This window comes from Pseudomonas putida (assembly GCF_050989985.1).
Taxonomy (GTDB): domain Bacteria; phylum Pseudomonadota; class Gammaproteobacteria; order Pseudomonadales; family Pseudomonadaceae; genus Aquipseudomonas; species Aquipseudomonas putida_AI.
Genome location: NZ_CP158815.1, coordinates 2,737,009 through 2,760,422, shown reverse-complemented (window position 1 = coordinate 2,760,422; position 23,414 = coordinate 2,737,009). Strand labels below are relative to the sequence as shown.

Genomic DNA, 23,414 nt, shown 5'->3' with positions numbered 1-23,414 from the left:
TCTTTTTCGAGCATCGCGGATGCCAATGGTTCATCGATGTAGGAGCGAGCATGCTCGCGATGGTCGTCAACGATAACGCTGGCAGCCTGACACCCCGCGGTGCCCTGTCCTCCATCGCGAGCATGCTCGCTCCTACAGGGGAGTGTAGCCCCTTACACCTCAATCAGATGCGCGAGCGGGTTGTAGCCGCTTTTCAAGGTGGCCGCCACGTCGAGGATCGCCTTTTCGATGCCATTGAGGTGCATGCACGTCAACTCGATCGCCGCGCTCTGGTTGCCGGCTTCGATGTACTCGATCAGCCGCAGGTGCTCGTCGTCGCGGCAGGCTTCGTGGCTGTCATCGTCCAGCGCGGCGGCATACAGCGAGGCGCGGGAGATCAGTTTCTGGAACCAGTCCAGCAACACCGGGTTGTTCAGGCTGCGGGCGAGTTTGATGTGGAACTCGCCGAGCAGATGGATCAGCCGCTCGTGGTCGCCGCTCTGGTGCGCCTCGTCCTCCAGCAACAAATGATCGCGCAGGTCCTGGGTCACCGCAGTGTCACGCCGGCGGCACAGTTCGCTGACGATGCCGATCTCCACCAGGCGCCGGGTTTCGAACAGCGAACGGATCTCTTCGTCGCTGGGCAATGACACCGATGCACCTTTATTGGGCTCGGTGGTGACCAGGCCATCGGCTTCCAATTGCTTGAGCGCGGCACGAACCGACGTGCGGCTGACATTGAACAGTTCGGCCAGCGAAGCCTCGCCGAGCTTCATCCCGGGTCGCAACGAGCGCTTGCTGATCGCCTCGTAAACCCCTTGGTAGACGCGGTCGACCGTGGTCTCCAGTTTCTTTTCGCTCATTCGATGACTCCTTCAGCGCCAGTCAACCTACCCCAGGCGAATGCACAGCCTTGAAAAAGGGGGTTGCACCAGCAGGTTAATCCGGGTATTTCTAAATTGCATCCAGATTTTGCATACAATAATTAGAGGAATGCACCATTATGGGTCATCCAGTTGCAATTGAAGTGCGTAACGTCTCAAAGCGGTATTCAGACGATCCAGGCCTGGCGCCCGCTCTGGACAATGTCTCGGTCACCATCGCCGACAACGAGTTCTTCACCCTGCTCGGCCCCTCCGGCTGCGGCAAGACCACCCTGCTGCGCACCATTGCCGGTTTCGAGCACGTCAGCGACGGTGAAATCCGCCTCGCCGGCGAGCCGGTCAACGACCTGCCGCCGTTCAAGCGCCGGGTCAATACGGTGTTTCAGAGTTACGCACTGTTTCCACATATGAGTGTTGCGCAGAATATCGCCTTCGGCCTCGAGATGCAGGGTCTTGAACGCAAGCTGATCCCGCAGCGCGTCGACGAAATGCTGGCGCTGGTGCAAATGCAACATCTGGCACGGCGCAAACCGGCGGAGCTGTCCGGCGGGCAGCAGCAACGGGTGGCCCTGGCCCGGGCCCTGGCGCCGAAACCGAAAGTGCTGTTGCTCGACGAACCGCTGTCGGCGCTGGACCTCAAGCTGCGCAAGGAAATGCAGGTCGAACTCAAGCGCGTGCAGAAGGAAGCCGGGATCACCTTTATTTTCGTCACCCACGATCAGGAAGAAGCCCTGACCCTGTCCGATCGCATTGCCGTGATGTCCGCCGGCAAGATCCTGCAGATCGGCACACCCAACGACATCTACGAACGGCCGCAGCATCAGTTCGTCGCGCAGTTCATCGGCGATATCAACTTCCTGCCGGGCCACCTCAAGCGTGGTCAGCACAACGAGAACCTGTTCGTGCCCAGCGGCATGCCGGTGGAAATTCCCTGCCCGCCCCAGGGCATCGACGGCAAGGTGCAACTGGCGTTCCGCCCGGAGCGTTCGCAACTGGTGGATCCAACGCAACCGCACCATTTGCGCGGGGTGATCGAAGCCGTGCTGTACGTCGGCACCGCGACGCTTTACCAGTGCCGCCTGAACAACGACATCAAGGTCATGCTGCGGGAAAACAACGAAGGCCTGAACCGCAACCGCGGGGTCGGCGATCGCGTGGCGGTCAACCTGCCGCCCCACGCCTGCCTGCTGATGGAGGCCTGAGATGAGCGTCAGCAGCACTTCCCCCGCCCTCAACCGGGCGCTGTTGCTCAGCCCGGTGGTCCTGACCCTGCTGGCCCTGATCGCCATTCCGCTGGGCATCATGGGCTACATCAGCCTGTTGCCGCGCAACGTCTATGGCGGCGTCGACTGGCAGGCCAACTGGCAATTGCAAAGTTACGTGCAGCTGTTTTTCCAGGAAGGTTTCGACGGTGAACTGGAGCTCAACTGGGTCTATGCCCAGGCGCTGCTGCGCTCGGTGTTCCAGGCCGGCGGCACCACGGTGCTGTGCTTTTTGTTCGGCTTTCCGGTGGCGCTGTGGATGTCGAGCCTGACACCGCGCCGGCGCAACCTGATGGTGTTGCTGATCACCATTCCGTTCTGGACCAACCTGCTGATCCGCAACTACGCCTGGCTGATCATCCTGCGCGAACAGGGCTGGGTCGCCCAGAGCCTCAACGCGCTGTTCCCTTCCGCCGGTGGCATCACCCTGCTCTACAACGACTTCGCCGTCAGCGTCGGGCTGGTCTACAGCTTCCTGCCGTTCATGATCCTGCCGATCTACTCGACCCTGGAAAAACTCGACTGGCGCCTGGTGGAGGCGGCCTACGACCTGGGCGCCAATCGCTGGCATGCCTTGCGGCGGATCATTTTGCCGCTGTCGATGCCGGGGGTGATTGCCGGTTCCCTGCTGGTGTTCGTGCCGAGCCTCGGCGCCTTCATCACCCCGGCGATTCTCGGCGGTGGCAAGACCCTGATGATCGGCAACCTGATCCAGCAACAGTTCGGCACCGCGCGCAACTGGCCGCTGGGCAGTTCGCTGTCGTTCCTGCTGCTGGGGATTCTGCTGCTGTCCCTGGTGCTCTACGCCCTGTATAGCCGCAGCGCCGCCAAAACTCTTCGCCGGGGAGCCACCGCATGATCGCCCTGCACCTGAAAAAACTGCCGATGACCCGGGAAGTCAGCCTGCTGATCCTGGCCTACCTGTACCTGCCGATCTTTGTGCTGATCGCCTATAGCTTCAACGCCAACCGCTCGGCGACGGTATGGACCGAGTTCTCCCTGGACTGGTACGGACGGATCCTGGCCAACCCGTCGATCCAGACGGCGGCGCTGAACTCGATCATCGTCGCCGGCATCGCCACGGTCTGCGCCACGGCCATTGCGCTGCTGGCGGCGCTGGCCACCTACCGGCCGTTCTATGGGCAGAAGATGGTCGAGGGCGGGATCAACCTGCCGCTGATCCTGCCGGAAATCGTCACGGCCGTGGCCACCCTGCTGCTGTTCATGTCGCTGGGGATCAAGCTCGGCCTGTTGACAGTGATCGTCGCGCACATCGGCTTTTGCATTCCCTTCGCCTACCTGCCGATCCGCGCGCGGCTCAACGACCTCGACAAGAGCCTGCTGGAAGCGGCGAACGATCTGTACGCCAACCCCTGGCAGGTGTTCCGCCGGGTGACGCTGCCGCTGTTGTGGCCGGCGGTGCTGTCCGGGTCGGTGCTGGCGTTCGTGGTCAGCCTCGACGATTTCATCATGACCTTCTTCGTTGCCGGCCCCGGTTCCACGACCCTGCCGGTGTACATCTTCTCGGCGATCAAGGCCGGCGTGACGCCGGAGATCAATGCGATCTCGACCCTGATGCTGGTGATTTCCATCGTGCTGGTGGTGCTGGCCTTCTGGCTGGGACAGCGCGGCAAACAACAATAAGCCCGGAGACTTCCTGAATGAGCAAGAAAGTGAAAAGCATGCGTTTTGCCGTTGCCAGTCTGGCCTTGAGTTGCTTCACCGCCTTTAGCGCCCAGGCCGCCGAGCCCAAGGAACTGTTCTTCTACAACTGGACCGACTACTACCCGGTCGACCTGTTGGCCAAGTTCGAAAAGGAGACCGGGATCAAGGTCACCATGGACGGCTACGACAGCAATGAAACCCTGCTGGCCAAGTTGCAGGCCGGTGGCGCGGCCTATGACGTGATCGTGCCGTCGCAGTCGATCATGCGCACCCTGATCAACCAGAACTTGCTACTGGAAATCGACACCCCCACCCTGCCCAACTTCCAGTACGTCAAACCGGCGTTCCGCGATCCGGCCTTCGACCCTGGCCGCAAGTTCTCGGCGCCGTACCTGTGGGGCACCACCGGGTTCTCCTATGACAGTGCCCGGGTGCCGGGCGGCAAGCTGGATGACTCGTGGAAAGAGTTCTTCGAACCGCGCAAGGAACTGCAAGGCCAATTGGCCGCGCTCGATACCTCGAGCAGCGTGATCAATGCCGCCAGCCATTACCTGAACGTCGACGAATGCACGGAAAACCCGCAGGACGCCAAGCGCATTCTCGAACTGCTGCAAAAACAGAAACCTTTCCTGAAGATGTACAGCTCGGACAACACCGTCGACCGCATGGCCTCCGGCGAAGTGATCATGATGCAGAACTGGAACGGTTCCACCGCGCGGGCCACCTTGCAGAAGAACACCATCAAGTACGTGTATCCGAAGGAAGGCCTGGCGATGTTCCAGGACAACTTCGCCGTACCGAAAAGCGCGCCGCACCCCGGCAACGCGAAGATCTTCATCGACTGGATGATGAAACCGGAAAACGCCGCCGCCGTGTCCAACGCCATCGCCTACGCCAACGGCATCCAGAGCGACAAGCTGATCGACGCCAAATGGCAGGTCATGGACGCCATCAACATGCCCGACGAATTCGCCTCGCGCCTGCGCCCTGAAAAGGAATGCAGCAACAAGGCGCGGGAACTGCAGGACCGGATCTGGGCGAAGCTCAAGGGCTGATTGCCTGGCTTGAAACCGAGGCGCGGCCATCGCGAGCAGGCTCGCTCCCACAGTGGTTTTGTATTGATCACAAATATTGGGAACAACTCATAAACCTGTGGGAGCGAGCCTGCTCGCGATGAGGCCCTCCCTTACAACACCGAATTTGAGGTATGCAATGACCCACCCCCGCTGGCTACGCAACGTGCGCCCCTACGGCGCCCCCGCCGAAGACCTGCTGATCGAAAACGGCCGCTTCACACAGCGCCGCCCGGCCTCGACCACCGAGCTGCTGGCCACCGACATCGACGGCCAGAACCAGCTGCTCACCGGCGCCCTGGTGGAAAGCCACGTGCACCTGGACAAAACCCTGTGGGGCCAGCCCTGGCGGCCGAACAGTGCCGGCCCGACCCTCAAGGACTACATCGCCAACGAGCGCCGCGTGCTGCGTGAAGTCACCACGCCGATTGCGCAGCGCGCCGGCGCCCTGCTGGAAAACTGCATCGCCCGTGGCTCGCTGACCATGCGCTGCCACGTCGACATCGACCCGGAATTCGGCCTGCGCCACGTCCAGGCCATGCAACAACTGCGTGATAAATACCGTGACCTGATCGACCTGCAACTGGTGGTGTTCCCGCAAACCGGCCTGATCAGCCGCCCCGGCACCGCCGAACTGATGCGCGAAGCCATGGCCCTGGGCGTGGAGAACGTCGGCGGCCTCGACCCCTGCGGCATCGATAACGATCCCGTCGCGCAACTCGATTTCGTGTTCGCACTGGCCAGCGAATTCGACCGTGGCGTGGACATCCACCTGCACGACAAGGGTGAACTGGGCCTGTGGCAGATCAGGTTGATCGCCGACTACACCGAACGCTTCGGGCTTGCCAACCGCGTAATGATCAGCCACGCCTACTGCCTCGGCATGCTGCCGTGGAGCCAGGTCAAACCGGTGGCCGAGCGTCTGGCGGCCCTGAGGATTTCCCTGATGAGTTCGGCGCCGGCCGATACCGCCGTGCCGCCGTTCCTCGCCTTGCGCGAAGCCGGGGTGAACGTCTGCCTGGGTTCGGACGGCATTCGCGATGCCTGGTCGCCCATGGGCAACGGCGACATGCTGGAACGGGCGATGTTGCTGGCGTTCCGTTTCGACTTGAACAAGGACGAAGAGCTGGCGGCGGCGTTCGAGGCGGCCACCGTCAATGGCGCCCGGGCGCTCGGGATTGAAAGCCGCCCGCTGGAGATCGGACAGCCTGCGGACTTTTTGCTGATGCCCGTACAGACCCTGGGTGAAGCCGTGGTCTCGCGGCCGCCGCGCCAGGTCTATCGCCGCGGGCAGTTGATCGCCTCCGGTGGTCGTCTGCTGGAAAGCCGTTTGTGAATCGCACGCCTGTAGTCGGCCTTAAAAGTAGCTGCGTGGTCGGCTACGACGGCACGCGTCATGTGCTGTGGCGCGACGGCGAAGTGGTCTTCGAAGGCTCGCGCATTGTCTTCGTCGGACGCGATTATCCGGGGCCGGTGGACCAGTGGATCGACTATGGCAATGCGCTGATCGGCCCCGGCTTCATTGATCTGGATGCGCTGGGCGATCTCGACTCCACGGTGCTGACCCTGGACAACGGCGACGAGCGCGACATGGGCCGGATGTGGTCGGCCGAGTATCTGGCGCGCGGGCCTCGGGAAAGCTACAGCTTTGAAGATGAGGATTTCAAATACCGCTACGCCTTCACTCAGTTGATCCGCAACGGCATCACCACCGCCATGCCGATCACCTCGATGTATTACCGCGAGTGGGCGGAAACGTACGACGAATTTGCCGCGGTGGCAGGCATCGCTACCGAGCTGGGGCTGCGTACTTACCTCGGCCCCTGCTACATGAGCGGCATGAGTTACTGGCAAGCCGACGGCACGCTGGCCCATCACTGGGACGAAGCCCGGGGCCTGGCCGGGCTCGATGCCGCGCAACGGTTCTTCAAGGATTTCGACGGCGCAAACGGCGACCTGATTCGGGGCGCGCTGCTGCCGGATCGTATCCAGACCTGCACCCCGGCGCTGTTGCAGCGCACCGCCGCGCTGAGCCAGGAACTCAATGCACCGATGCGACTGCATTGCTGCCAGGGCCTCGGTGAAGTGGCGATGGTCGAGCAGCTGCGCGGTGCTTCACCGCTAGGCTGGTTGCAACAGCTCGGGTTGTTGAACCCGCGCAGCCTATTGCCCCACGGCATCTACACCCGTGGCGATGACGATTTGCAGCGCATCGTGGACGGTGGCGCCAGCCTGGTGCATTGCCCGGTGGTGTTCGCCCGCGACGGCGAGGCGCTGAACTCCTTCGGCCGCTATCGGGCCAAAGGCGTCAACTTCGCCCTGGGCACCGACACCTGGCCTGCGGATTTGCTGGACAACATGCGCCAGGGCTTGAACATCGCCCGCCTGATGGAGGGCGGCAACGGATTGACCAGCGCCCTCGATCTGTACAACGCCGCCACCCTCGGCGGCGCCAAGGCGCTGGGGCGCGACGACCTTGGCCGCCTGGCGCCGGGGTGCAAGGCCGACATTACTGTGTTCAACCTGCGCGGCCTGCATCTGGGGCCGCTGTTCGATCCTCTGAAAAACCTGGTGCTGGCCGGACGCGGCGACGACTGCATCGCCAGCTACATCGACGGCCGCTGCGTGATGCAGGACGGTCAGGTCCGGGGTGTCGACTACCCCGCCCTGCAACGCCAGGCCCAACGGCAATTCGAAAAATTGATGCGCAGCCACAGCGACCGGGCCTTCGGCCAACCGGACTGGAAAACCCTGTTCCAGCCGGCCATCCCGTTCGCCGACGACTACAGCGCACAGGCGCCGCTGTGCGCCATCGATCCCCTTCTTTAGAGATTTCTGCCATGCAAAGCTTCGATTTCAGCCAACTGAATCCACGGGAAAAATACAAGATCCTGATCGGCAGCGTGGTGCCACGGCCTATTGCCCTGGTGACCACCGTCGACGGCGAAGGCCGGGTCAACGCCGCGCCGTTCAGCTTTTTCAACGCGCTGTCCGCCGACCCGCCGATCCTCGCGCTGGGCGTGGAGAACTACGGCGACCAGAGCCCCAAGGACACCACGCGCAATATCCAGCTCAACCAGGAATTCACCGTCAACATCGTCAGCGATGCCCTGGTGGAAGCCATGAACGTCTGCGCCGTACCCTTCGCCCCCGGCTTCGATGAACTGACCGCCGCCGGCCTCACCGCCATCGCCGGCACCACGGTCAAATGCCCGCGCATCGGCGAAGCCCCGGTGGCGCTGGAGTGCCGGAGGATGATGGCGCTGAACATCGGCCAGTCGCGGGAGATCATTTTCGGTGAAGTGCTGATGGCCCATGTGCGGGACGAACTGATCGACCCGAAAACCCTGTACATCGATCAACTGGGGCTGGATGCGATCGGGCGCATGGGCGGGCATGGCTATGCCCGCACGCGGGATTACTTCGACCTGCCGACCCGCTCATTGCAAGCGTGGACGGAAGCGCCGGGGGGTGGGGAGCGGTTTTGGCCTGTAGGAGCGAGCTCTGCTCGCGATGGCCGTCAACGATGACGCTGGCTGCCTGACGCCCCGCGGCGCCCTGCCCTCCATCGCGAGCATGCTCGCTCCTACAGAGGGGAGCGAGCATTCAACTTCAATCGGTACCGTACTTCGGCGACCGTGGCCCGTACAGCAGGCCTGCCGGTTGTCCGGCCGACAGCAGACGATTGCTCGCCACGCCGGCAATCGGGTAACCGGCATCGGTGGCGCTGTTGATGATCTGCTTCACCGCGGCACTGATCAGCATGCCGACCAGACCGCCCCCGCTGTTGTTGCCGCCCTCTTCGCTCGAAGCCCGCGCCGAGCCGGTCCACAGGGTGGTGCCGGTTTTCAGGTCGACCAGCTTGGCGCTGGCCGTCACCGCGGTTTCGCTGCTGATCAACATGTAGCGCGTACCGTACTCGCTCACCGTGATGTACAGCGCGGCGTCGGCACCGAAGATTTCCTGCAGCTTGTTGGTCGGTGCCTGATGGATGTCATTGGGCGTGGTCAGGCCGTTCTGGCGGAAGGTTTCATCGACCAGCGTGATCGGCAACACGTAGTAGCCAGCCTCGGCCAGCGGCATCGTCACTTGCGACAACAGGCTGTAGGAGGCCTTGACGTCCGGCGAAGTGTTCAGCGGCGGCAATACCAGGATGGATTTCGGACGCGCTTGCTTGTACGCCGAATAATCCACGGTCTTGGGCGCGACACAGCCACCCAGCAGGGTCAATGCCAGGGCGCTGGCCAGCAGCTTGAGGGTGCGCGGGATCATTTGACGTCTCCTGTCCTGGCGTTTTTAAGCAGGAAATCCATGTACGGGCCGGACTCGGGAAACAGGGTTTTCTCGGTGCGCAGTTCCTGCACCATCTGATCATCCTTGCCCATGCTCAGGTACAACAGGCCCAGATGCGCGTGATACCCCGGCGGCACGCTCTTGCCCGTGGAGCGGATCTTTTGCAGATCACGTTCCAGCACCTCGGCCTGGGCCTCTTTCGGCGTTTCGCTCTTGAAGTATTCGTAGACCTGGGGTTGATAGTCTTCCCACTGGTACAGGGTTTTCGGGCTGCTGCAACCGGCCAGCAAGGCGCTGGCGGTCAGGGTCAGGATCTGGGTCAGGGTCAGTAACGACCGCGACAGGGACAGATTCATGGGTTGTTGCTCCTTGCGATGGGTATCGATCAGTTACCCGGTTTCCATACACCGGTGTTCATGCCATCGACCAGGCGATTGATCGCCTCGCGCATGGCCAGGTCCAGGACTTTGCCGTTGAGGGTCGAGTCGTAGGCGGCAGTGCCACCGAAGCCGATGATTTCGCGGTTGGACAAGGCGTACTCGCCTGCGCCCTGTGTCGAATACACCACTTCGGAAGTGCTGATGTTGACGATGTTCAGGTTGACCTTGGCGTAGGCGACCTGGGTCTTGCCACGGCCAAGGATGCCGAACAACTGATGGTCGCCGGTCTCTTTGCGGCCGAACTCGGTGACATCACCGGTGACCACGTAGTCGGCGCCTTTCAGGCGCTGGGCCTGGCCCTTGATTACCGCTTCCTGCTGGATCTCGCCCATGTTGTCGCGATCGAGCACGGAGAAGCGGTTGGTCTGTTGCAGGTGAGTGATCAGGATGGTCTTGGCCTGCCCGCCGAGACGGTCGACGCCATCGGAGAAAATCCCGCGCATGTAGCTGGAGCGGTTATCGAACTTGCCCACGGCCATGGGGATGCGGGTACCGGCCCAGGCCTGGGTGGCACTTTCGACCTTGGCCACCGGCAGCGCACGGGAGCTTTCCGTCGCACAACCGGCGATCGTGCCCAGCACGGCAATCGCAACGCCTGAGACCAACATCCGAGAGATCATTCTCACTAAACATTCCTTCTTGAAAAAAACGATGTATCCCGGCGCGGCAACGCAGTGGGGATCGGAAACGGGCGGCATTATGCCAAAGTGCCATCATTGATGACAGGACTAATTTGTTTCTTGACGTCAATGATCTGGCCTTCTGTGGGAGCGGGCTTGCTCGCGATGGCGGCGCATCGGGCGACATCGATGTTGAATGTGCCGGCCTCATCGCGAGCAGGCTCGCTCCCACAGGGTTCTGTGTCGATTACATGATTTGAGAACGACATAAAAACCTGTAGGAGCGAGCTTGCTCGCGATGGCGGTTTGTCAGTCGACATCTTGGTTGGCTGTGCCGGCCTCTTCGCGGGCAAGCCACGCTCCCACAGGGTTCTGTGTCGATTGCATGATTTGAGAACGACCAAAAACCTGTGGGAGCGAGTTTGCTCGCGATGGCGGCGCATCGGGCGACATCGATGTTGAATGTGCCGGCCTCATCGCGAGCAGGCTCGCTCCCACAGGGTTTTGTGTTGATTGCATGATTTGAGAACGACATAAAAACCTGTAGGAGCGAGCTTGCTCGCGATGGCGGCGCATCAGGCGACATCGACGTTGAATGTGCCGGCCTCATCGCGAGCAGGCTCGCTCCTACAGGTCATGTGCTTTTCAATGGAAATCCCGGCTGCGCACGGTGATGCCGTCGAGCAGTGGGCTGAGGTCGCTCAGGCGCCCGGCGATCAGGTGGCGCACTTCGCCCTCCTTTTCCCAGCGCCCGTCGACCTTGAGCAATTGCGAGCCCACCAGTACCCGGCGCTGGCGCTCGGCCAGGTCGCGCCAGACCACCACGTTGACGTTGCCGAATTCGTCTTCGAGGGTGACGAAGGTCACGCCACTGGCGGTGCCCGGCCGCTGTCGCCCGGTGACCAGCCCGGCGACGCTCACAGGGCGTCCGTGTTCGACGTCCAGCAATTCTTTTGAACTGCGGCAACGCCGGGCTTTCAATTCAGCGCGCAGCAGGGTCAGCGGATGGGGGCCGAGGGTGGTGCCGACACTGGCGTAATCGGCGCGCAGGTCTTCGCCGACCGTGGGCCTTGGCAACTCGATTGCGACTTCCTCCTGCCGGGGCAAACCGGCGAACAGGCCGAGTTGTTTCTCCACCCCCGCCACTTCCCAGCGCGCCCGATGGCGGTCACCGGCCAGCCCGCGCAACGCACCGGCATCGGCCAGTTGTTCCTGGGCACGGGCATCCAGTTGCGCCCGTTCACCAAGGTCCGCGATATCGGCGAACGCGCCCTTGCCTCGCGCCGCCTCGATACGCCGGGCATCCTCTTCGCGAAAGCCCTTGATCATGCGCAGCCCCATGCGAATCGCCGGTTGCGCGCCGGCCACCGGCTCCAGGCTGCAATCCCAGTCACTGGCGCGCACGTCCACCGGACGAATCTGCAATTGATGCCGGCGCGCGTCCTGCAGAATCTGGTCCGGGCTGTAGAAACCCATGGGCCAACTGTTGATCAGCGCACAGGCGAACGCCGCCGGCTCGTGGCACTTGAGCCAGCAACTGGCGTAGGTCAGCAAGGCGAAACTGGCGGCGTGGGATTCGGGAAAACCGTAGCTGCCAAAGCCCTTGATCTGTTCGAAGATCTGCGCGGCAAACTCGGCGCTGTAGCCGTTCTTCTTCATGCCGGCGGCCAAGCGTTCCTTGTGCGGTTCGAGGCCGCCGTGACGTTTCCAGGCCGCCATGGAGCGACGCAACTGATCGGCTTCGCCGGGGCTGTAGTCGGCGGCGACGATGGCGATCTGCATCACCTGTTCCTGGAACAGCGGCACACCGAGCGTGCGCTTCAACACCTCGCGCAACTCTTCGGAGGGATAGCTTTCCAGTTCTTCCTTGTTTCGCCGCCGCAGGTACGGATGCACCATCCCGCCCTGAATCGGCCCCGGACGAACGATGGCCACCTCGATCACCAGGTCATAGAACTTGCGTGGCTTGAGCCGGGGCAGCATCGACATCTGCGCCCGTGATTCGATCTGGAACACGCCGATGGTGTCGGCGCGGCTGATCATGTCGTAGGTCTGCGAATCCTCGGAGGGGATCGTCGCCAGGCTCAAGTCACGATTGCGATGACGGCGCAGCAGATCGAAACAGCGGCGGATTGCGCTGAGCATGCCCAGCGCGAGGATATCGACCTTGAGCAGGCCCACTGCGTCCAGATCGTCCTTGTCCCACTGAATGATCGTACGGTCGGCCATCGCCGCATTCTCCACCGGCACCAGGGTGTCCAGCGGGTGCTCGGAAATCACGAAGCCGCCGGGGTGCTGGGAGAGGTGCCGGGGGAAACCGATCAGTTGCGCGGTGAGGCTCAATACCCGGCGCAGCACCGGGCTTTCGGGGTCGAAACCGCCCTCAAGCAAGCGTTCCACGGGTGGAGCTTCATCGCTCCAGTGACCGCAGCAATCGGCCAGGGCGTTGATCTGATCCGGTGGCAGGCCCAGTGCCTTGGCCACATCGCGCACGGCGCCGGCCGCGTGATAAGTGCTGACCACGGCGGTCAGCGCCGCGCGTGTGCGGCCATAGCGCCGGAACACGTACTGCAAGACTTCTTCGCGGCGCTCGTGCTCGAAGTCCACATCAATATCCGGCGGCTCGTCGCGCTCCCTGGAAAGAAAGCGCTCGAACAGCATGTTCATCCGGTCCGGATCGATCTCGGTGATGCCCAAGGCAAAACACACCGCCGAGTTGGCCGCCGAGCCTCGGCCCTGACAGAGAATTTTCTCGCGCCGGGCGAAAGCGACGACGTCTTGAACGGTCAGGAAATAGCTCTCATACCCCAGCTCGGCAATCAGCCCCAGTTCCTTGTCGATCAGACCACGCACCTTGTCGCTGGCACCGGCGGGCCATCGCTGGCGCATGCCACGCTCAGTCAACTCGCGCAGCCAGGAGGTCGCCGTGTGCCCCTCGGGTACCAGCTCCCGCGGATACTGATAACGCAACTGGCCGAGGTCGAAGGTGCAGCGCCGGGCAATGACCAGGGTCTCGTCGAGCAACGCCGGCGGATAGCGCTCGCCCAAGAGGTCGAGGCTGCGCAAGTGCCGCTCGCCATTGGGGTGCAGGCGCAACCCGGCGTCGGCCACCGGCAGGTGATGACGGATCGCAGTCATGGTGTCCTGCAGGGCGCGGCGACCGCGGGCGTGCATGTGCACATCGCCGCTGGCCACGGCCGGGATGCCCACTTCCCGGGCCAGGGCCAGCAGATCGTGCAGGCGCCGGGTGTCGTCCTGGCCGCAATGCAGTTGCACCGCCAGCCACAGGCGCTCGGCGAAAATCGGCTTCAGCCAGCGGCCCTGTTCGACCTCATCGACCGCGTCCGGCACCCACAGCGCCAGCAACCCCGGCAATGGCTCGCACAAGTCATCCCGCAGGACCTGATACTGGCCTTTCTGCGTACGGCGACGGGCTCGGGTGATCAGCCGGCACAGGGTCTGGTAGCCCTCGAGGTTCTCCACCAGCAGCACCAGTTTCGGGCCGTTTTCGATGCGGATCTCGCTGCCGATGATCAGCGGCAACTCCACGGACTTCGCCGCCTGCCAGGCGCGCACGATCCCGGCCAGGGTGCATTCGTCGGTGATCGCCAGGGCCTGATAGCCCTGCTTTTTTGCCCGCTGGAACAGCTCAAGGGCACTGGAGGCACCGCGCTGGAAACTGAAATTCGACAGGCAGTGCAGTTCGGCATAGCCCGCACTCATGCGAACCAGCCCTGCAACCACAAGGGGCCGTCCTCGCCGACCGCGCGCCAGGCCCAGCCCTGCTGGCCGGTTCGGGTTTCGATCAGGTAGTAATCGCGGCGCACGTCGTCACCGTCCCACCAGCCGGACTCGATGCGCTCCGGCCCCATCAGGATGCGCGTCGAGTGCTCGTGCACCGCCAGCGGTTCAGTCAGCAGCCAGCCCGGTCGCTTCACGCTTGGTAATGGCCCGCAGGACTGGTTGTCGGCACGGGCCTGCCATGCGCATTCGGGGCGGTGATCGGCCTGAAAGCGCAAGCCATGCACGGCATCATCCCCCAGCCGCGCGCGCAGGCGTTCGCGCAGTTGCTCCCAGGGCAAGGTTTGCTGCGGACGGTCGTCGAACAGCTCCTGACGCTGGGGCACAAAGGCCGGCAGATCTTCGGCGCGCAGGCGAAAGCCGCGCACCGGGGCCTCGACCTGGACGTGTTCCAGCCGCCCGCGGGCCAGCTCGAAGAGCATCGCCGGATCGCGCTCGGCGCTGAGCAACCCGACCTTGATCAGGGTGTCCGGCAGCCCCGCATGTTCCAGATGCAGATCGAAGCGCTGCACCCCGCTGTCCCGGCCGCACAGGAACGCCGACAGATCGCCGGTCAACCGGCGCAATGGAAACAGCAGGGCCTGATGGGATTGCACGTCGAAATTGAGCTCGATGCGCACATCGAAGCGATCCGGCGGCAGATAGAACGCCAACGCCAGCCGCCGAGTGCCGAGCAAGGTGTCCAGATGCTTGAGCACCTGGGCCTCGAAACGCCGGGCCAGGCTCTGCCGCGGCAACGCCTGCACCTGGCTCAGGGTGCGCAGCCCCATGCGCGACAAGGCCGTGGCGACGTTGGCCTCAAGCCCGATCCGGTCGATGGGCAATTGCCCCAGGTGGTGCTGCAAGGCTTGATCGTCGGGCACCACCAGGCCGTCATAGGCGTTGGCCAGGATCCGTGCCGCCACCGGGTTGGGCGCGGCGACAATGCGGTGACGAAAGCCCAGCTCGCCCAGTTCGCTGCGCAGCCGTGCTTCCAATTGCGCCCAGTCGCCGAACAGGCCCAGGCTGGACTCGATTTCAAACACCACCGCACGGGGGTAATGCACGCTGACCTGGGAGCTGAAGCGGTAGGCCCAGGCCGCCAGGAACTGTTGCCAGTGTTCGATTTCGGCCGCGTCATACTCCGCCGTGGTGAAGCCTTTGCTCAACGCCTGGGCGGCTGTCATCGACTGGCCCGGGCGCAGCCCCAGCGCCCGCGCCCCCGCGTTGACCGCCTGCAAGACCCGGCGCTGCGCCGGGCCGGTCAGCAGCGCCAGCGGCTCATCGGGGTCGGTGCGCTGACGCAGTACCGCGTCCAGCGCCAATTGCGGGAACACAATGCACACCCAGCGCATGGCAACCTCAATGCCCCACAGGGAAGGCAATCGGCGCCGAACGGGCCAGCCCGCCGCGGCACTTGAGCACGCGCAATTGCGCAGGCCTGGCATCGATGGCGATGCGCAGGGCCGCGGGTGACGGATTGAGCGCTTCATGGATCGAGCGGTAGGCGAAGGCCAGGGTCGAGCCGGTTTCCGCCGCCACCTGCAAACGCCGCAACGCCCGGTCATCGGCCTTGTGCGGCCAGCACAGCACTGCGCCGCAACTGCCCGAACGCAGGCATTGCTCGGCCGCCCACAGGGCATCGCGCTCGCTGGCCTGGATGATCGACAACTGGCGCAGATCGACCCCGGCGTTCTGCCAGGCCTGGGGGTACGGCAAGAACGGCGGCGCCACCAGCACAATGCGCTCGCCCGCCGCCGAGAGCCGCGCCAGCGTCGGCCACACCAGTTGCAACTCGCCCACGCCCTGCCCGGCCAGGAGGATTTCGCTCAGCGCCGCTTCCGGCCAGCCCCCGCTCGGCAGCGCCGCGTCCAGCGCGGCATGCCCGGTAGGTTGCGGGCTGGCGGACGGCGACGCAGGCCGGCCTTTCCAGACCTGGCCGCCATTGAACAGCGTATCCAGCGCGACGACGGCACCCATCAGCCTTGCCTCACCAAACCGCAGAACACCCCTTCGATGGCCAGGTCCCGGTCGGCTTCGACGATGATTGGCTGGTACGCCGGGTTGCGCGGCAGCAGGCGCACGGTGTCGCCTGAGCGTTCGAAACGCTTGATGGTCACTTCACCGTCGAGACGCGCCACGACGATCTGGCCATTGATGGCCTCGGGGCTGCGGTGCACGCCCACCAGATCGCCATCGAGAATGCCGTCCTCGATCATCGAGTCGCCGCGAACCCGCAGCATGTAGTCCGGCGTTCTGGAGAACATCGACGGATCGAGCAGCAGGCGGCTGTGGACCTCGGCATCGGCCCCGATCGGCGCACCCGCCGCTACCCGGCCGAGGACGGGAATATCCAGCAGTTCGGGGCGCGCCGGCTGGCCAAGCAACCGAATGCCCCGGGCCTGATGCGGGTTGACCTCGATGAAACCGGCCTCGGTCAGCGCCAGCACATGCTTGCGCGCCACGCTGCGGGAGGCAAAACCGAAGGCCTCGCTGATTTCAGCGAGGCTCGGGGACTGACCGTGCTCCGCGATTCGCTCGCGGATGAAGGTCAGGATGGCGGTACGGCGGGGAGTGAGAGTCGTCATGGAGTACATTTGTACTCTTTTGCGATTTTTCTTACAAGAACTTGTGGACGACCTGTAGGAGCGAGCCTGCTCGCGATGGGCTACCAGACGACGCGTTTTTCAGGCAGCCCGCGTTATCGTTGACGTCCATCGCGAGCAGGCTCGCTCCTACAGGGATAAGCGATCATCAATTAATCCGCGTGAAGCCAGGAACCCTGCGATGTAATCGATAAACGCCAACACCTTCGCCGTGGCCCGCCGATGGCTGGGGTACACCGCCAGAATGTGCGGGCCGAAGGTGTCCGGGTCGATGTCGTAGTCGGCCATCACCCGTACCAGTCGTCCGTCGGCCAGATAAGGCGCGGCACTCCACAAGGGTGTGTGCAGCAGCCCGCGCCCGGCCAGGGCGTTGGCCAGCAACAGATCGTAATTGTCGCTGCGCAAGCGTGGCGACCGGGGTTGCGGCAGGCTCAAGCGCTCACCCTCGCGCTCGGCCCACCAGAATTCACGGCTGAGCAACGGATGGCGATACAGCAACCATTCGTGCTCGACGAGGGTCTGTGGGGTGACCGGCAGCCCCTTGCGCGCCAGATACCCAGGGCTTGCGCACAGCGCCAGGCGATTGCTGCCGACCACACGGGCGATCAGCCCCGGCAGATCGTCATGGCCTTCACGCAAGGCTAGGTCGTAGCCGCTTTCCAGCAGATTGACGAAGTCGTCGCACAGGTCCACTTGCAGGTTGATCTGCGGGAACTGCTCAAGAAAACCGCCACACACCTGATCGAGAAAAGCCTGCCCGTAGGCCAGCGGCGCGGTGATTTTCAGGTCGCCGCGCAGGCCGTGCTGCAATTGCTCGATTTCCTCGCCGGCCTCGTCCAGCCGCTGCAACACCTGACGTGCGGTTTCCAGATAGAGCCTTCCTGATTCCGTCAGCAAAATCCGCCGGGTGCTGCGCTCGAACAGGCGCGCGCCAAGCTCTGCCTCCAGGTGATTGACCGCTTTGGTCAGGGCCGACGGGGTCTTGCCCAATTGCTCGGCGGCGCGACTGAAGCTGCCCAACTGCGCCGTGACCACGAACATTTTCAGTGCACCCAACTTGTCCATATTTTTTCCATTCAGGCAAAAACGTTTTTCGCGAGCGAGGCGTTCTGCGGGTCGCGACAAGCCACTACTCTGGCCATCAGACGCAATAACAAGGAAACATTCAATGAAAAGATTCATCCCGAATCTATTGATGGTCGCCGTGAGTTTTGCCTCATTGGAAGCCATGGCGGCCACGGACCTGGTGTTGTTCAACGGCAAGATTTTCACCGCCGACCGTACTCAGCCCAAGGTCCAGGCATTGGCGGTCAAGGACGGCAAAGTGTTGCAAGTCGGTAGCGATGCGCAGATCAAGGCCTTGATCGAGGCGGACACCCGCGTCATCGACCTGGGCGGCAAGACGCTCATGCCCGGCCTGATCGACAGCCACTCCCACGCCATTTTCGGTGGCCTGGAAATGGTCTCAGCCAACATGGAAGACCAGGTGGTCGATCTCGACGAACTGGAAAAACGCCTGCGTGCCTGGCGTGACGATGGCAAGGCCCGACACGGCGATGTGCTGAGTGTGGCCGGCATGAGCTCGGCCTACTGGGCGCAGGCCGAGGCATTGGGCAAGAAATTCAACAACGGCGAGTGGGCCAGCGTGCCCGTGGTCTTTACCGGCAGCGACCACCACACGGCCTGGGCCAACGACGTCATGCTCAAGCGCGCCGGTGTCGATGCTGCACTGCTCGGCCGTCTGCCCGACGCCGAGAAAGACACCATTGGCAAGCGTGCCGATGGCAGCCCCAACGGGTTCCTGGTGGACGCCGGTTGGGATCGGGTCGCCTCGAAAATGCCGGTGCCAAGTGCCGCCGATATGCTCAAGGCCGCGCAAACCGCGGTTCGTTACAACAACAGCCTGGGCATCACGGCGTGGATGGACCCCGCCGCCAACGCGGCCCCCGGCGAGCCGGTGTTCGCCCTCAAGCCCACGGAAAAAACCGTCGGCGTGCTGCCGGCGTACAAGGCCCTGTCGCAAAGCGGCGGCATGAGCGCCCACGTCGCCGCGCTGCTGGTGGCCAATCCGAAAAGCGTGCCGGCCGATCTCGATACCCTCGACAAAGTCCGACAGCAGTTCCAGGACGTCCCCAACCTGACCCTGCCGGGGGTGAAGATCTTCGCTGACGGGGTGATCGAATACCCGGCGCAGAGCGCTGCGATGATCGACCCTTACAGCAACTCGCACAAACAGGGCGAACTGCTGATCGATCCCAAGCATTTCGGTGAGTTGGTCAGCGCCATCGATCAGCGGGGCTGGCTGGTGCACATCCATGCCATCGGTGACCGGGCGGTGCGCGAATCCCTGAACGGTATCGAACGGGCACGCAAGGATCGCCAGAGCGGCGTGACCCACTCCATCACTCACCTGCAAATGGTCAACCCGAAGGAGTTCGCCCGCTTCAAGCCGCTCGATGTCATCGCCTCGATGCAACTGCTCTGGGCCAGCGCCGACGACTACACCACGGACATGATCAAGCCCTACGTGAGCGCCCTGGCGTTTCGTTACCAGTACCCGGCGCATTCGCTGCTCAAACAGGGCGCGACCATCGCCGGGGCCAGCGATTGGCCGGTGTCTTCGCCCAACCCGTGGAACGCCATGGCCCAGGCCATCACCCGCCAGGGCCCGCTGGGGGTGCTCAACGCCGATGAACGCCTGGACCGCGAAACCATGTTCTACGCCTATACCCTCAATGCGGCCCGGACCATCGGCCTGGACAAGCAGATCGGCTCGTTGAGCGCCGGCAAGCAAGCGGATTTCATCGTGCTCGATCGGGATGTGTTCAGCGTCGACGACAAAGCCCTGCACGACACCCAAGTGCTGCAAACCTGGTTCGCCGGTCGCGAAGTCTACGCACCCACCCTCTAGCCGCACTGTTTTCCCTGTGGGAGCCAGCCAGCTCCCACAGGTTTCCTCGCGCCCCAAAACAATCACAATAACGGGACTTCACATGAAAGCCTTGACCCTGCTCGCCCTCGGTTCCTTGAGCCTGCTGCCCTTGAGCAGCCAGGCCGTGCCCTTGAACGATGATTTCGCCCTGCTGCTGGACGTGACCCTGGCCAGCGACTACCGCACCCGCGGCATCTCGCAGACCCAGAACGATCCGGCCGTGCAGGCCGGCGCAACCCTGGCCCACAGCAGCGGCCTGTACCTGGGCGCGTGGAGTTCCAACGTCGACTTCGGCGGTGGCTTGAAAACCCGTCAGGAAATCGATTACTACGCCGGTTGGCTGTGGCAGGCCACAGAGGAGGTCAGCCTGGATGTCGGCTACCTCAGATACGCCTACCCGAAAGAGAGTCAGTTCAACCAGAGCGAGGTCTACGGCATTCTCAGCGTCTATGGGGTCAAGCTCGGGGCCTATTACTCCGACGATGCACCGGGCATCGACAGCAAACAGAATTCCCTCTACAGCTACGTCGGTTACGAGACGGAACTGCCCTATGGCGTCGGCCTGAAACTGCGCTACGGCGACATGGACTTCAAGGACCCGCACCTGTATTCGAGTTCGGGCCAGGCCGAGGATTCGTACCGCGAATGGGAGGTCAAGCTGACCCACGAACTGGCCGGCGTGATGCTGGGGTTGAGCTACATCGACACCGATCTGTCGCAGAGCCAGTGCGCCAGCAACTGGGGGTTTGATGATGTGTGCAGCGCCACCGTGGTGGCCAGTGTCAGCAAATCCTTCTGACACCCCGAATCCCCTGTAGGAGCGAGCATGCTCGCGATGGATGTCCAGCAGACGCGTTCATTCAGGCAGCACGCGTTATCGTTGTCGTCCATCGCGAGCATGCTCGCTCCTACAAGGGATCAGGTCAGGCCAGAGAGGTAAGCCCACGGGTAGATCCCTCGCTCATGCCCGTCACTGAACACCAGTTGCACGCCATAGCCCTGGGCGTTCAATTCGATCACGCAAACCCGCTCATCCACCAACGGCGTCATCCCCCGCAGCCGAAACGCCCGGCACTGCGAACACGGGCACTGCCGCCGCAACTCGGCATGCCCCAGCACCTGCTCGCGGCCATCCGGCCATTGCAGGCGCAGTTGCTGCTGGCTGCGCGAATTGCCCACCGCCAGCGGGTTCATTGCAGTTGGCTCAAGGCAATGCGCACGGCCTTGCGCACCTCCGGGTCGCCGTCGTCCTGCGCAGCCAGCAACGGTGCGATGGCGCCCTTGTCGTTCAATTCGCCCAGGGCCAGCGCGGCTTCCTTGCGCAGGTTGCTGATGCGGTGGCCGAGGGTTTCGATCAGCGGGTCGAGGGCTGGCGTGAAGCGCAGGCGACCCAGGCTACGGGTGGCGCGCAGGCGCACTTGCCAGTAGTCGTCGCCCAGGGCGTCGATCAAGGCAGGGCCGGCGTCGGCGTGGCCGACCTTGCCCAGGGTCGTGGCGGCTTCCTCGCGCACTTGCCAGGCCTGGTCCTGCAAGGCCTGGCGCAACGCCGGCAGCACCTGGGCATCAGAGGCAAGACCCAGGGCACCGGTAGCGGCGCGGCGGACCTCGGTGTCCGGGTCAGCGCTGGCCAACCGGGCCAGGGCCGGCAAGGCATCGAGTTGCTTGAGCCAGCCCAGCACCCCGACCGCTTCCCGCCGCACGCTGGCATCCTTGTCGCCCAATGCCTGCAAAGCCGCCGGCGCCGCCTCGGCAAAACGCAGCTCGCGCAAGGCCCGGAACGCGGCGATGCGCACACCGGTATCGGCATGCCCGGTCCACGGCAAAATCACCCTCCCCGCCGCTGCACTCTTGAGCAGGCTGAGACTTTGCGCAGCGGCGGCCCGCACCGTTTCTTCAGGATCAGTCAGGGCCTGGCACAACGCCTTGACCACCGGCGTGTCTTCCCAGGCTTCCAGCAACCGCGCCGCTTCCGCGCGGACGTCTTCACTGGGGTCTTCGGCCAGTCGATTGACCAGCCACAGCAGGCCGTCGGGCTCTTCCAGGTCGGCCAGTTCGATCAGGGCAATGCGGCGCACCCCGGCATCGTCATCGGTCAGGCGCGGTTGCAGGGCGAGAATGTCGTCGTTATCGGTTACATCGAATAGTGAGGTCATAGGGCAAATCGCGGCAGTTGGTTTTCTGTGGGAAGTCCGAGAGGGTTCAGGCGTGGCAGCTGCCGACCGTCTTCGTGACGCAGTAACTCGAGGCAGTGACGCTTCAAGCGGGAAAATTCGTGGCTCGTCACCAGTTCGGTGGTGCGGGGCCGGGGGAAATCCAGGCGCAAGTCTTCGATGATCCGCCCGGGGCGCGGGCTCATGACCAGCAGGCGATCGGCGAGGAACAAGGCTTCGTCGATGTCATGGGTGACGAACACCACAGTGGTGCGAATCCGCGTCCAGATGTCGAGCAGCAGTTCCTGCATGTTCAGGCGGGTCAAGGCATCGAGGGCGCCGAACGGCTCGTCCATCAGCAACAGACGCGGTCGATTGACCAGCACCCGGGCGATTTCCACCCGCTGCTGCATGCCGCCGGACAGTTGATTCGGCCAGCGATCGGCAAAGCCCGCAAGACCGACCAAGGCGAGGATTTCATCGGCGGCCCGATGCCGCTCGGCCTTGCCGATGCCGCGCATTTTCAGGCCGAAGGCGACGTTGTCGCGCACCGTACGCCAGGGAAACAGCGTGTGTTGCTGGAACACCATGCCCCGTTGCGGTGACGGCCCTGCGACCGCTGCGCCATCGACCTTGAGGCTGCCGGTGCGCGGTTGCAGGTGGCCGGCCAGCGCGCCGAGCAAGGTGGATTTTCCGCATCCGGACGGCCCGAGAATGCACACGAACTGGCCCGGTTCGATCTGGCAATCGAGGCCCTGCACGGCTTCGAACGCTGCGCTGCCCTCGCCCAGGCTAATCGACAAGTCGCGAATATCGATACGCCCTTCAGGCTGTTGAAATACGCTCATCAGGCTTTTCCTCGCGGTCGGTGCCAGGGCGTGAATAGCCCGCCCAGGCGTTTGATCAGCAGGCTGCTGCCCATCCCCAGAACGCCGATCAGCAGCATGCCGACCACGATGTCGGGATAGTTCTGGATGGTGTAGGACTCCCAGGTGTAGTAGCCGATGCCGAACTGGCCGGAGATCATTTCCGCCGTGACCAGGCAGAACCAGGAGGTGCCCATACCGATGGCCAGGCCGGTGATGATGCTCGGCGCGGCACCGGGCAGAATCACTTCCAGCAACATCGCCCGGCGCCCTGCCCCAAGGCTTTTCGCCGAGGCGATCAGCCGTGGATCGACACCTTCGACGCCGTGCACGGTATTGAGCAGGATCGGAAACAAGGCGCCGGTGAAGGTGATGAACACCATCGACAATTCCGAGGAGGGAAACATCAGGATCGCCAGCGGAATCCACGCCACGGCCGGAATCGGACGCAGCACTTCCAGAGGTGGCAGCAACAGGTCTTCGGCCCATTTCGAGCGACCGATGGCCAGCCCCAATGCGATACCGATGACCAGTGCCGCGAAGTAACCGGCGAAGACACGGCCGAGGCTGCTGCCGAGGTGCTGGACAAGCTTGCCGGAATCCCCCAGGCCCAGCGCCGCTTCGATGACGGCCAGTGGGGTTGGCACGTTGGCGAAGGTCACCAGGCCCAGGTTCCAGTGCTGGCTGGCGGCGAGTTGCCAGAACAGCAGGCAGAGCAGCAGTGAAGTGGCTCGGGGGAGCCAGCGATTAAATGATCGATACACAATTCTTCCTCTCAACCGCAATCCCTGTAGGAGCGAGCATGTTCGCGATGGTCGTCAACGATAACGCTGGCTACCTGATGCCCCGAGTCGCCCTCAGGTT

Annotated in this window: 22 protein-coding genes; 9 read left to right on the top strand and 13 right to left on the bottom strand. The window is 63.5% G+C overall.

The genetic code is table 11. From position 1 onward, the window contains the following. Positions 1-152 precede the first annotated feature (152 nt). Positions 153-842, bottom strand: coding sequence for a GntR family transcriptional regulator (locus tag ABTV29_RS12815; protein ID WP_110963291.1), 690 nt, complete (start codon positions 840-842; stop codon positions 153-155). A 140-nt stretch (positions 843-982) separates the two neighbouring features. On the opposite strand from ABTV29_RS12815, the gene ABTV29_RS12810 reads away from it, so the two are divergent. The 7 genes from ABTV29_RS12810 (at position 983) to ABTV29_RS12780 (ending at position 8,393) form a co-directional block, all read left to right on the top strand. Next, the gene (locus ABTV29_RS12810; protein WP_433770725.1) at positions 983-2,065 is read left to right on the top strand and encodes an ABC transporter ATP-binding protein; all 1,083 of its coding nucleotides are present in this window, start codon (positions 983-985) and stop codon (positions 2,063-2,065) included. Position 2,066: 1 nt separating this feature from the next. Then, complete coding sequence (locus ABTV29_RS12805) at positions 2,067-2,984, top strand: ABC transporter permease (protein ID WP_128605026.1); 918 nt, start codon at positions 2,067-2,069, stop codon at positions 2,982-2,984. Continuing rightward, positions 2,981-3,769 carry an ABC transporter permease gene (locus ABTV29_RS12800; protein WP_175378464.1) on the top strand — a complete coding sequence of 263 codons (789 nt, stop codon included), beginning with the start codon at positions 2,981-2,983 and terminating at the stop codon, positions 3,767-3,769. The genes ABTV29_RS12805 and ABTV29_RS12800 overlap by 4 nt, the downstream gene beginning before the upstream one ends. Positions 3,770-3,786: 17 nt before the next feature. After that, positions 3,787-4,845 carry an extracellular solute-binding protein gene (locus ABTV29_RS12795; protein ID WP_433770723.1) on the top strand — a complete coding sequence of 353 codons (1,059 nt, stop codon included), beginning with the start codon at positions 3,787-3,789 and terminating at the stop codon, positions 4,843-4,845. 157 nt (positions 4,846-5,002) lie between these two features. Beyond that, entirely contained in the window at positions 5,003-6,199 is a 1,197-nt protein-coding gene (locus ABTV29_RS12790) for an amidohydrolase family protein (protein ID WP_433770721.1), read from the top strand. After that, a complete protein-coding gene (locus ABTV29_RS12785; protein ID WP_433770719.1) occupies positions 6,196-7,692 on the top strand; it encodes an amidohydrolase family protein in 1,497 nt (498 codons plus the stop codon). Before ABTV29_RS12790 ends, ABTV29_RS12785 begins: the two co-directional genes overlap by 4 nt. Before the next feature lie 11 nt (positions 7,693-7,703). Beyond that, entirely contained in the window at positions 7,704-8,393 is a 690-nt protein-coding gene (locus ABTV29_RS12780; RefSeq protein ID WP_433770717.1) for a flavin reductase family protein, read from the top strand. Positions 8,394-8,475: 82 nt separating this feature from the next. Here ABTV29_RS12780 and ABTV29_RS12775 read toward each other — a convergent pair whose 3' ends face one another. From ABTV29_RS12775 to ABTV29_RS12740, 8 genes are all read right to left on the bottom strand, one after another. Further along, positions 8,476-9,135 (bottom strand): DUF799 domain-containing protein, encoded by a 660-nt coding sequence (locus ABTV29_RS12775; protein WP_433770715.1) that lies wholly within the window; start codon positions 9,133-9,135, stop codon positions 8,476-8,478. After that, positions 9,132-9,512, bottom strand: coding sequence for a DUF4810 domain-containing protein (locus tag ABTV29_RS12770; RefSeq protein WP_433770713.1), 381 nt, complete (start codon positions 9,510-9,512; stop codon positions 9,132-9,134). Before ABTV29_RS12770 ends, ABTV29_RS12775 begins: the two co-directional genes overlap by 4 nt. Before the next feature lie 29 nt (positions 9,513-9,541). Next, the gene (locus ABTV29_RS12765; RefSeq protein WP_433771859.1) at positions 9,542-10,216 is read right to left on the bottom strand and encodes a CsgG/HfaB family protein; all 675 of its coding nucleotides are present in this window, start codon (positions 10,214-10,216) and stop codon (positions 9,542-9,544) included. Between the two features lie 645 nt (positions 10,217-10,861). Beyond that, positions 10,862-13,960: an error-prone DNA polymerase gene (locus ABTV29_RS12760; protein WP_433770711.1), complete on the bottom strand. Its 3,099-nt coding sequence runs from the start codon at positions 13,958-13,960 to the stop codon at positions 10,862-10,864. After that, positions 13,936-15,351 (bottom strand): Y-family DNA polymerase, encoded by a 1,416-nt coding sequence (locus tag ABTV29_RS12755; RefSeq protein ID WP_433770709.1) that lies wholly within the window; start codon positions 15,349-15,351, stop codon positions 13,936-13,938. Before ABTV29_RS12755 ends, ABTV29_RS12760 begins: the two co-directional genes overlap by 25 nt. A 7-nt stretch (positions 15,352-15,358) precedes the next feature. Further along, positions 15,359-15,976, bottom strand: coding sequence for a translesion DNA synthesis-associated protein ImuA (gene imuA / locus ABTV29_RS12750; RefSeq protein WP_433770707.1), 618 nt, complete (start codon positions 15,974-15,976; stop codon positions 15,359-15,361). Beyond that, on the bottom strand, positions 15,976-16,593 hold the full coding sequence (gene lexA, locus ABTV29_RS12745) for a transcriptional repressor LexA (RefSeq protein ID WP_433770706.1): 618 nt from the start codon (positions 16,591-16,593) through the stop codon (positions 15,976-15,978). Before lexA ends, imuA begins: the two co-directional genes overlap by 1 nt. 138 nt (positions 16,594-16,731) lie before the next feature. Next, entirely contained in the window at positions 16,732-17,667 is a 936-nt protein-coding gene (locus ABTV29_RS12740) for a LysR substrate-binding domain-containing protein (RefSeq protein WP_433770704.1), read from the bottom strand. Between the two features lie 103 nt (positions 17,668-17,770). On the opposite strand from ABTV29_RS12740, the gene ABTV29_RS12735 reads away from it, so the two are divergent. Together ABTV29_RS12735 and ABTV29_RS12730 are read left to right on the top strand one after the other, a co-directional pair. Further along, positions 17,771-19,513, top strand: coding sequence for an amidohydrolase (locus tag ABTV29_RS12735; protein WP_433770701.1), 1,743 nt, complete (start codon positions 17,771-17,773; stop codon positions 19,511-19,513). An 82-nt stretch (positions 19,514-19,595) separates the two neighbouring features. After that, on the top strand, positions 19,596-20,333 hold the full coding sequence (locus ABTV29_RS12730; protein ID WP_433770699.1) for a TorF family putative porin: 738 nt from the start codon (positions 19,596-19,598) through the stop codon (positions 20,331-20,333). 119 nt (positions 20,334-20,452) lie between these two features. Here the strand turns inward: ABTV29_RS12730 and ABTV29_RS12725 are convergent, their stop codons facing one another. From ABTV29_RS12725 to ABTV29_RS12710, 4 genes are read right to left on the bottom strand one after another with little or no spacing between them, the layout of a single operon-like run. Beyond that, entirely contained in the window at positions 20,453-20,728 is a 276-nt protein-coding gene (locus tag ABTV29_RS12725; RefSeq protein WP_433770697.1) for a DUF971 domain-containing protein, read from the bottom strand. Next, positions 20,725-21,687 (bottom strand): HEAT repeat domain-containing protein, encoded by a 963-nt coding sequence (locus ABTV29_RS12720; protein ID WP_433770695.1) that lies wholly within the window; start codon positions 21,685-21,687, stop codon positions 20,725-20,727. The genes ABTV29_RS12725 and ABTV29_RS12720 overlap by 4 nt, the downstream gene beginning before the upstream one ends. Then, positions 21,684-22,532, bottom strand: a complete 849-nt coding sequence (locus ABTV29_RS12715) for an ABC transporter ATP-binding protein (protein WP_433770693.1) — start codon at positions 22,530-22,532, stop codon at positions 21,684-21,686. The genes ABTV29_RS12720 and ABTV29_RS12715 overlap by 4 nt, the downstream gene beginning before the upstream one ends. Next, complete coding sequence (locus ABTV29_RS12710) at positions 22,532-23,314, bottom strand: ABC transporter permease (RefSeq protein WP_433770691.1); 783 nt, start codon at positions 23,312-23,314, stop codon at positions 22,532-22,534. The genes ABTV29_RS12715 and ABTV29_RS12710 overlap by 1 nt, the downstream gene beginning before the upstream one ends. Between the last annotated feature and the right edge of the window lie 100 nt (positions 23,315-23,414).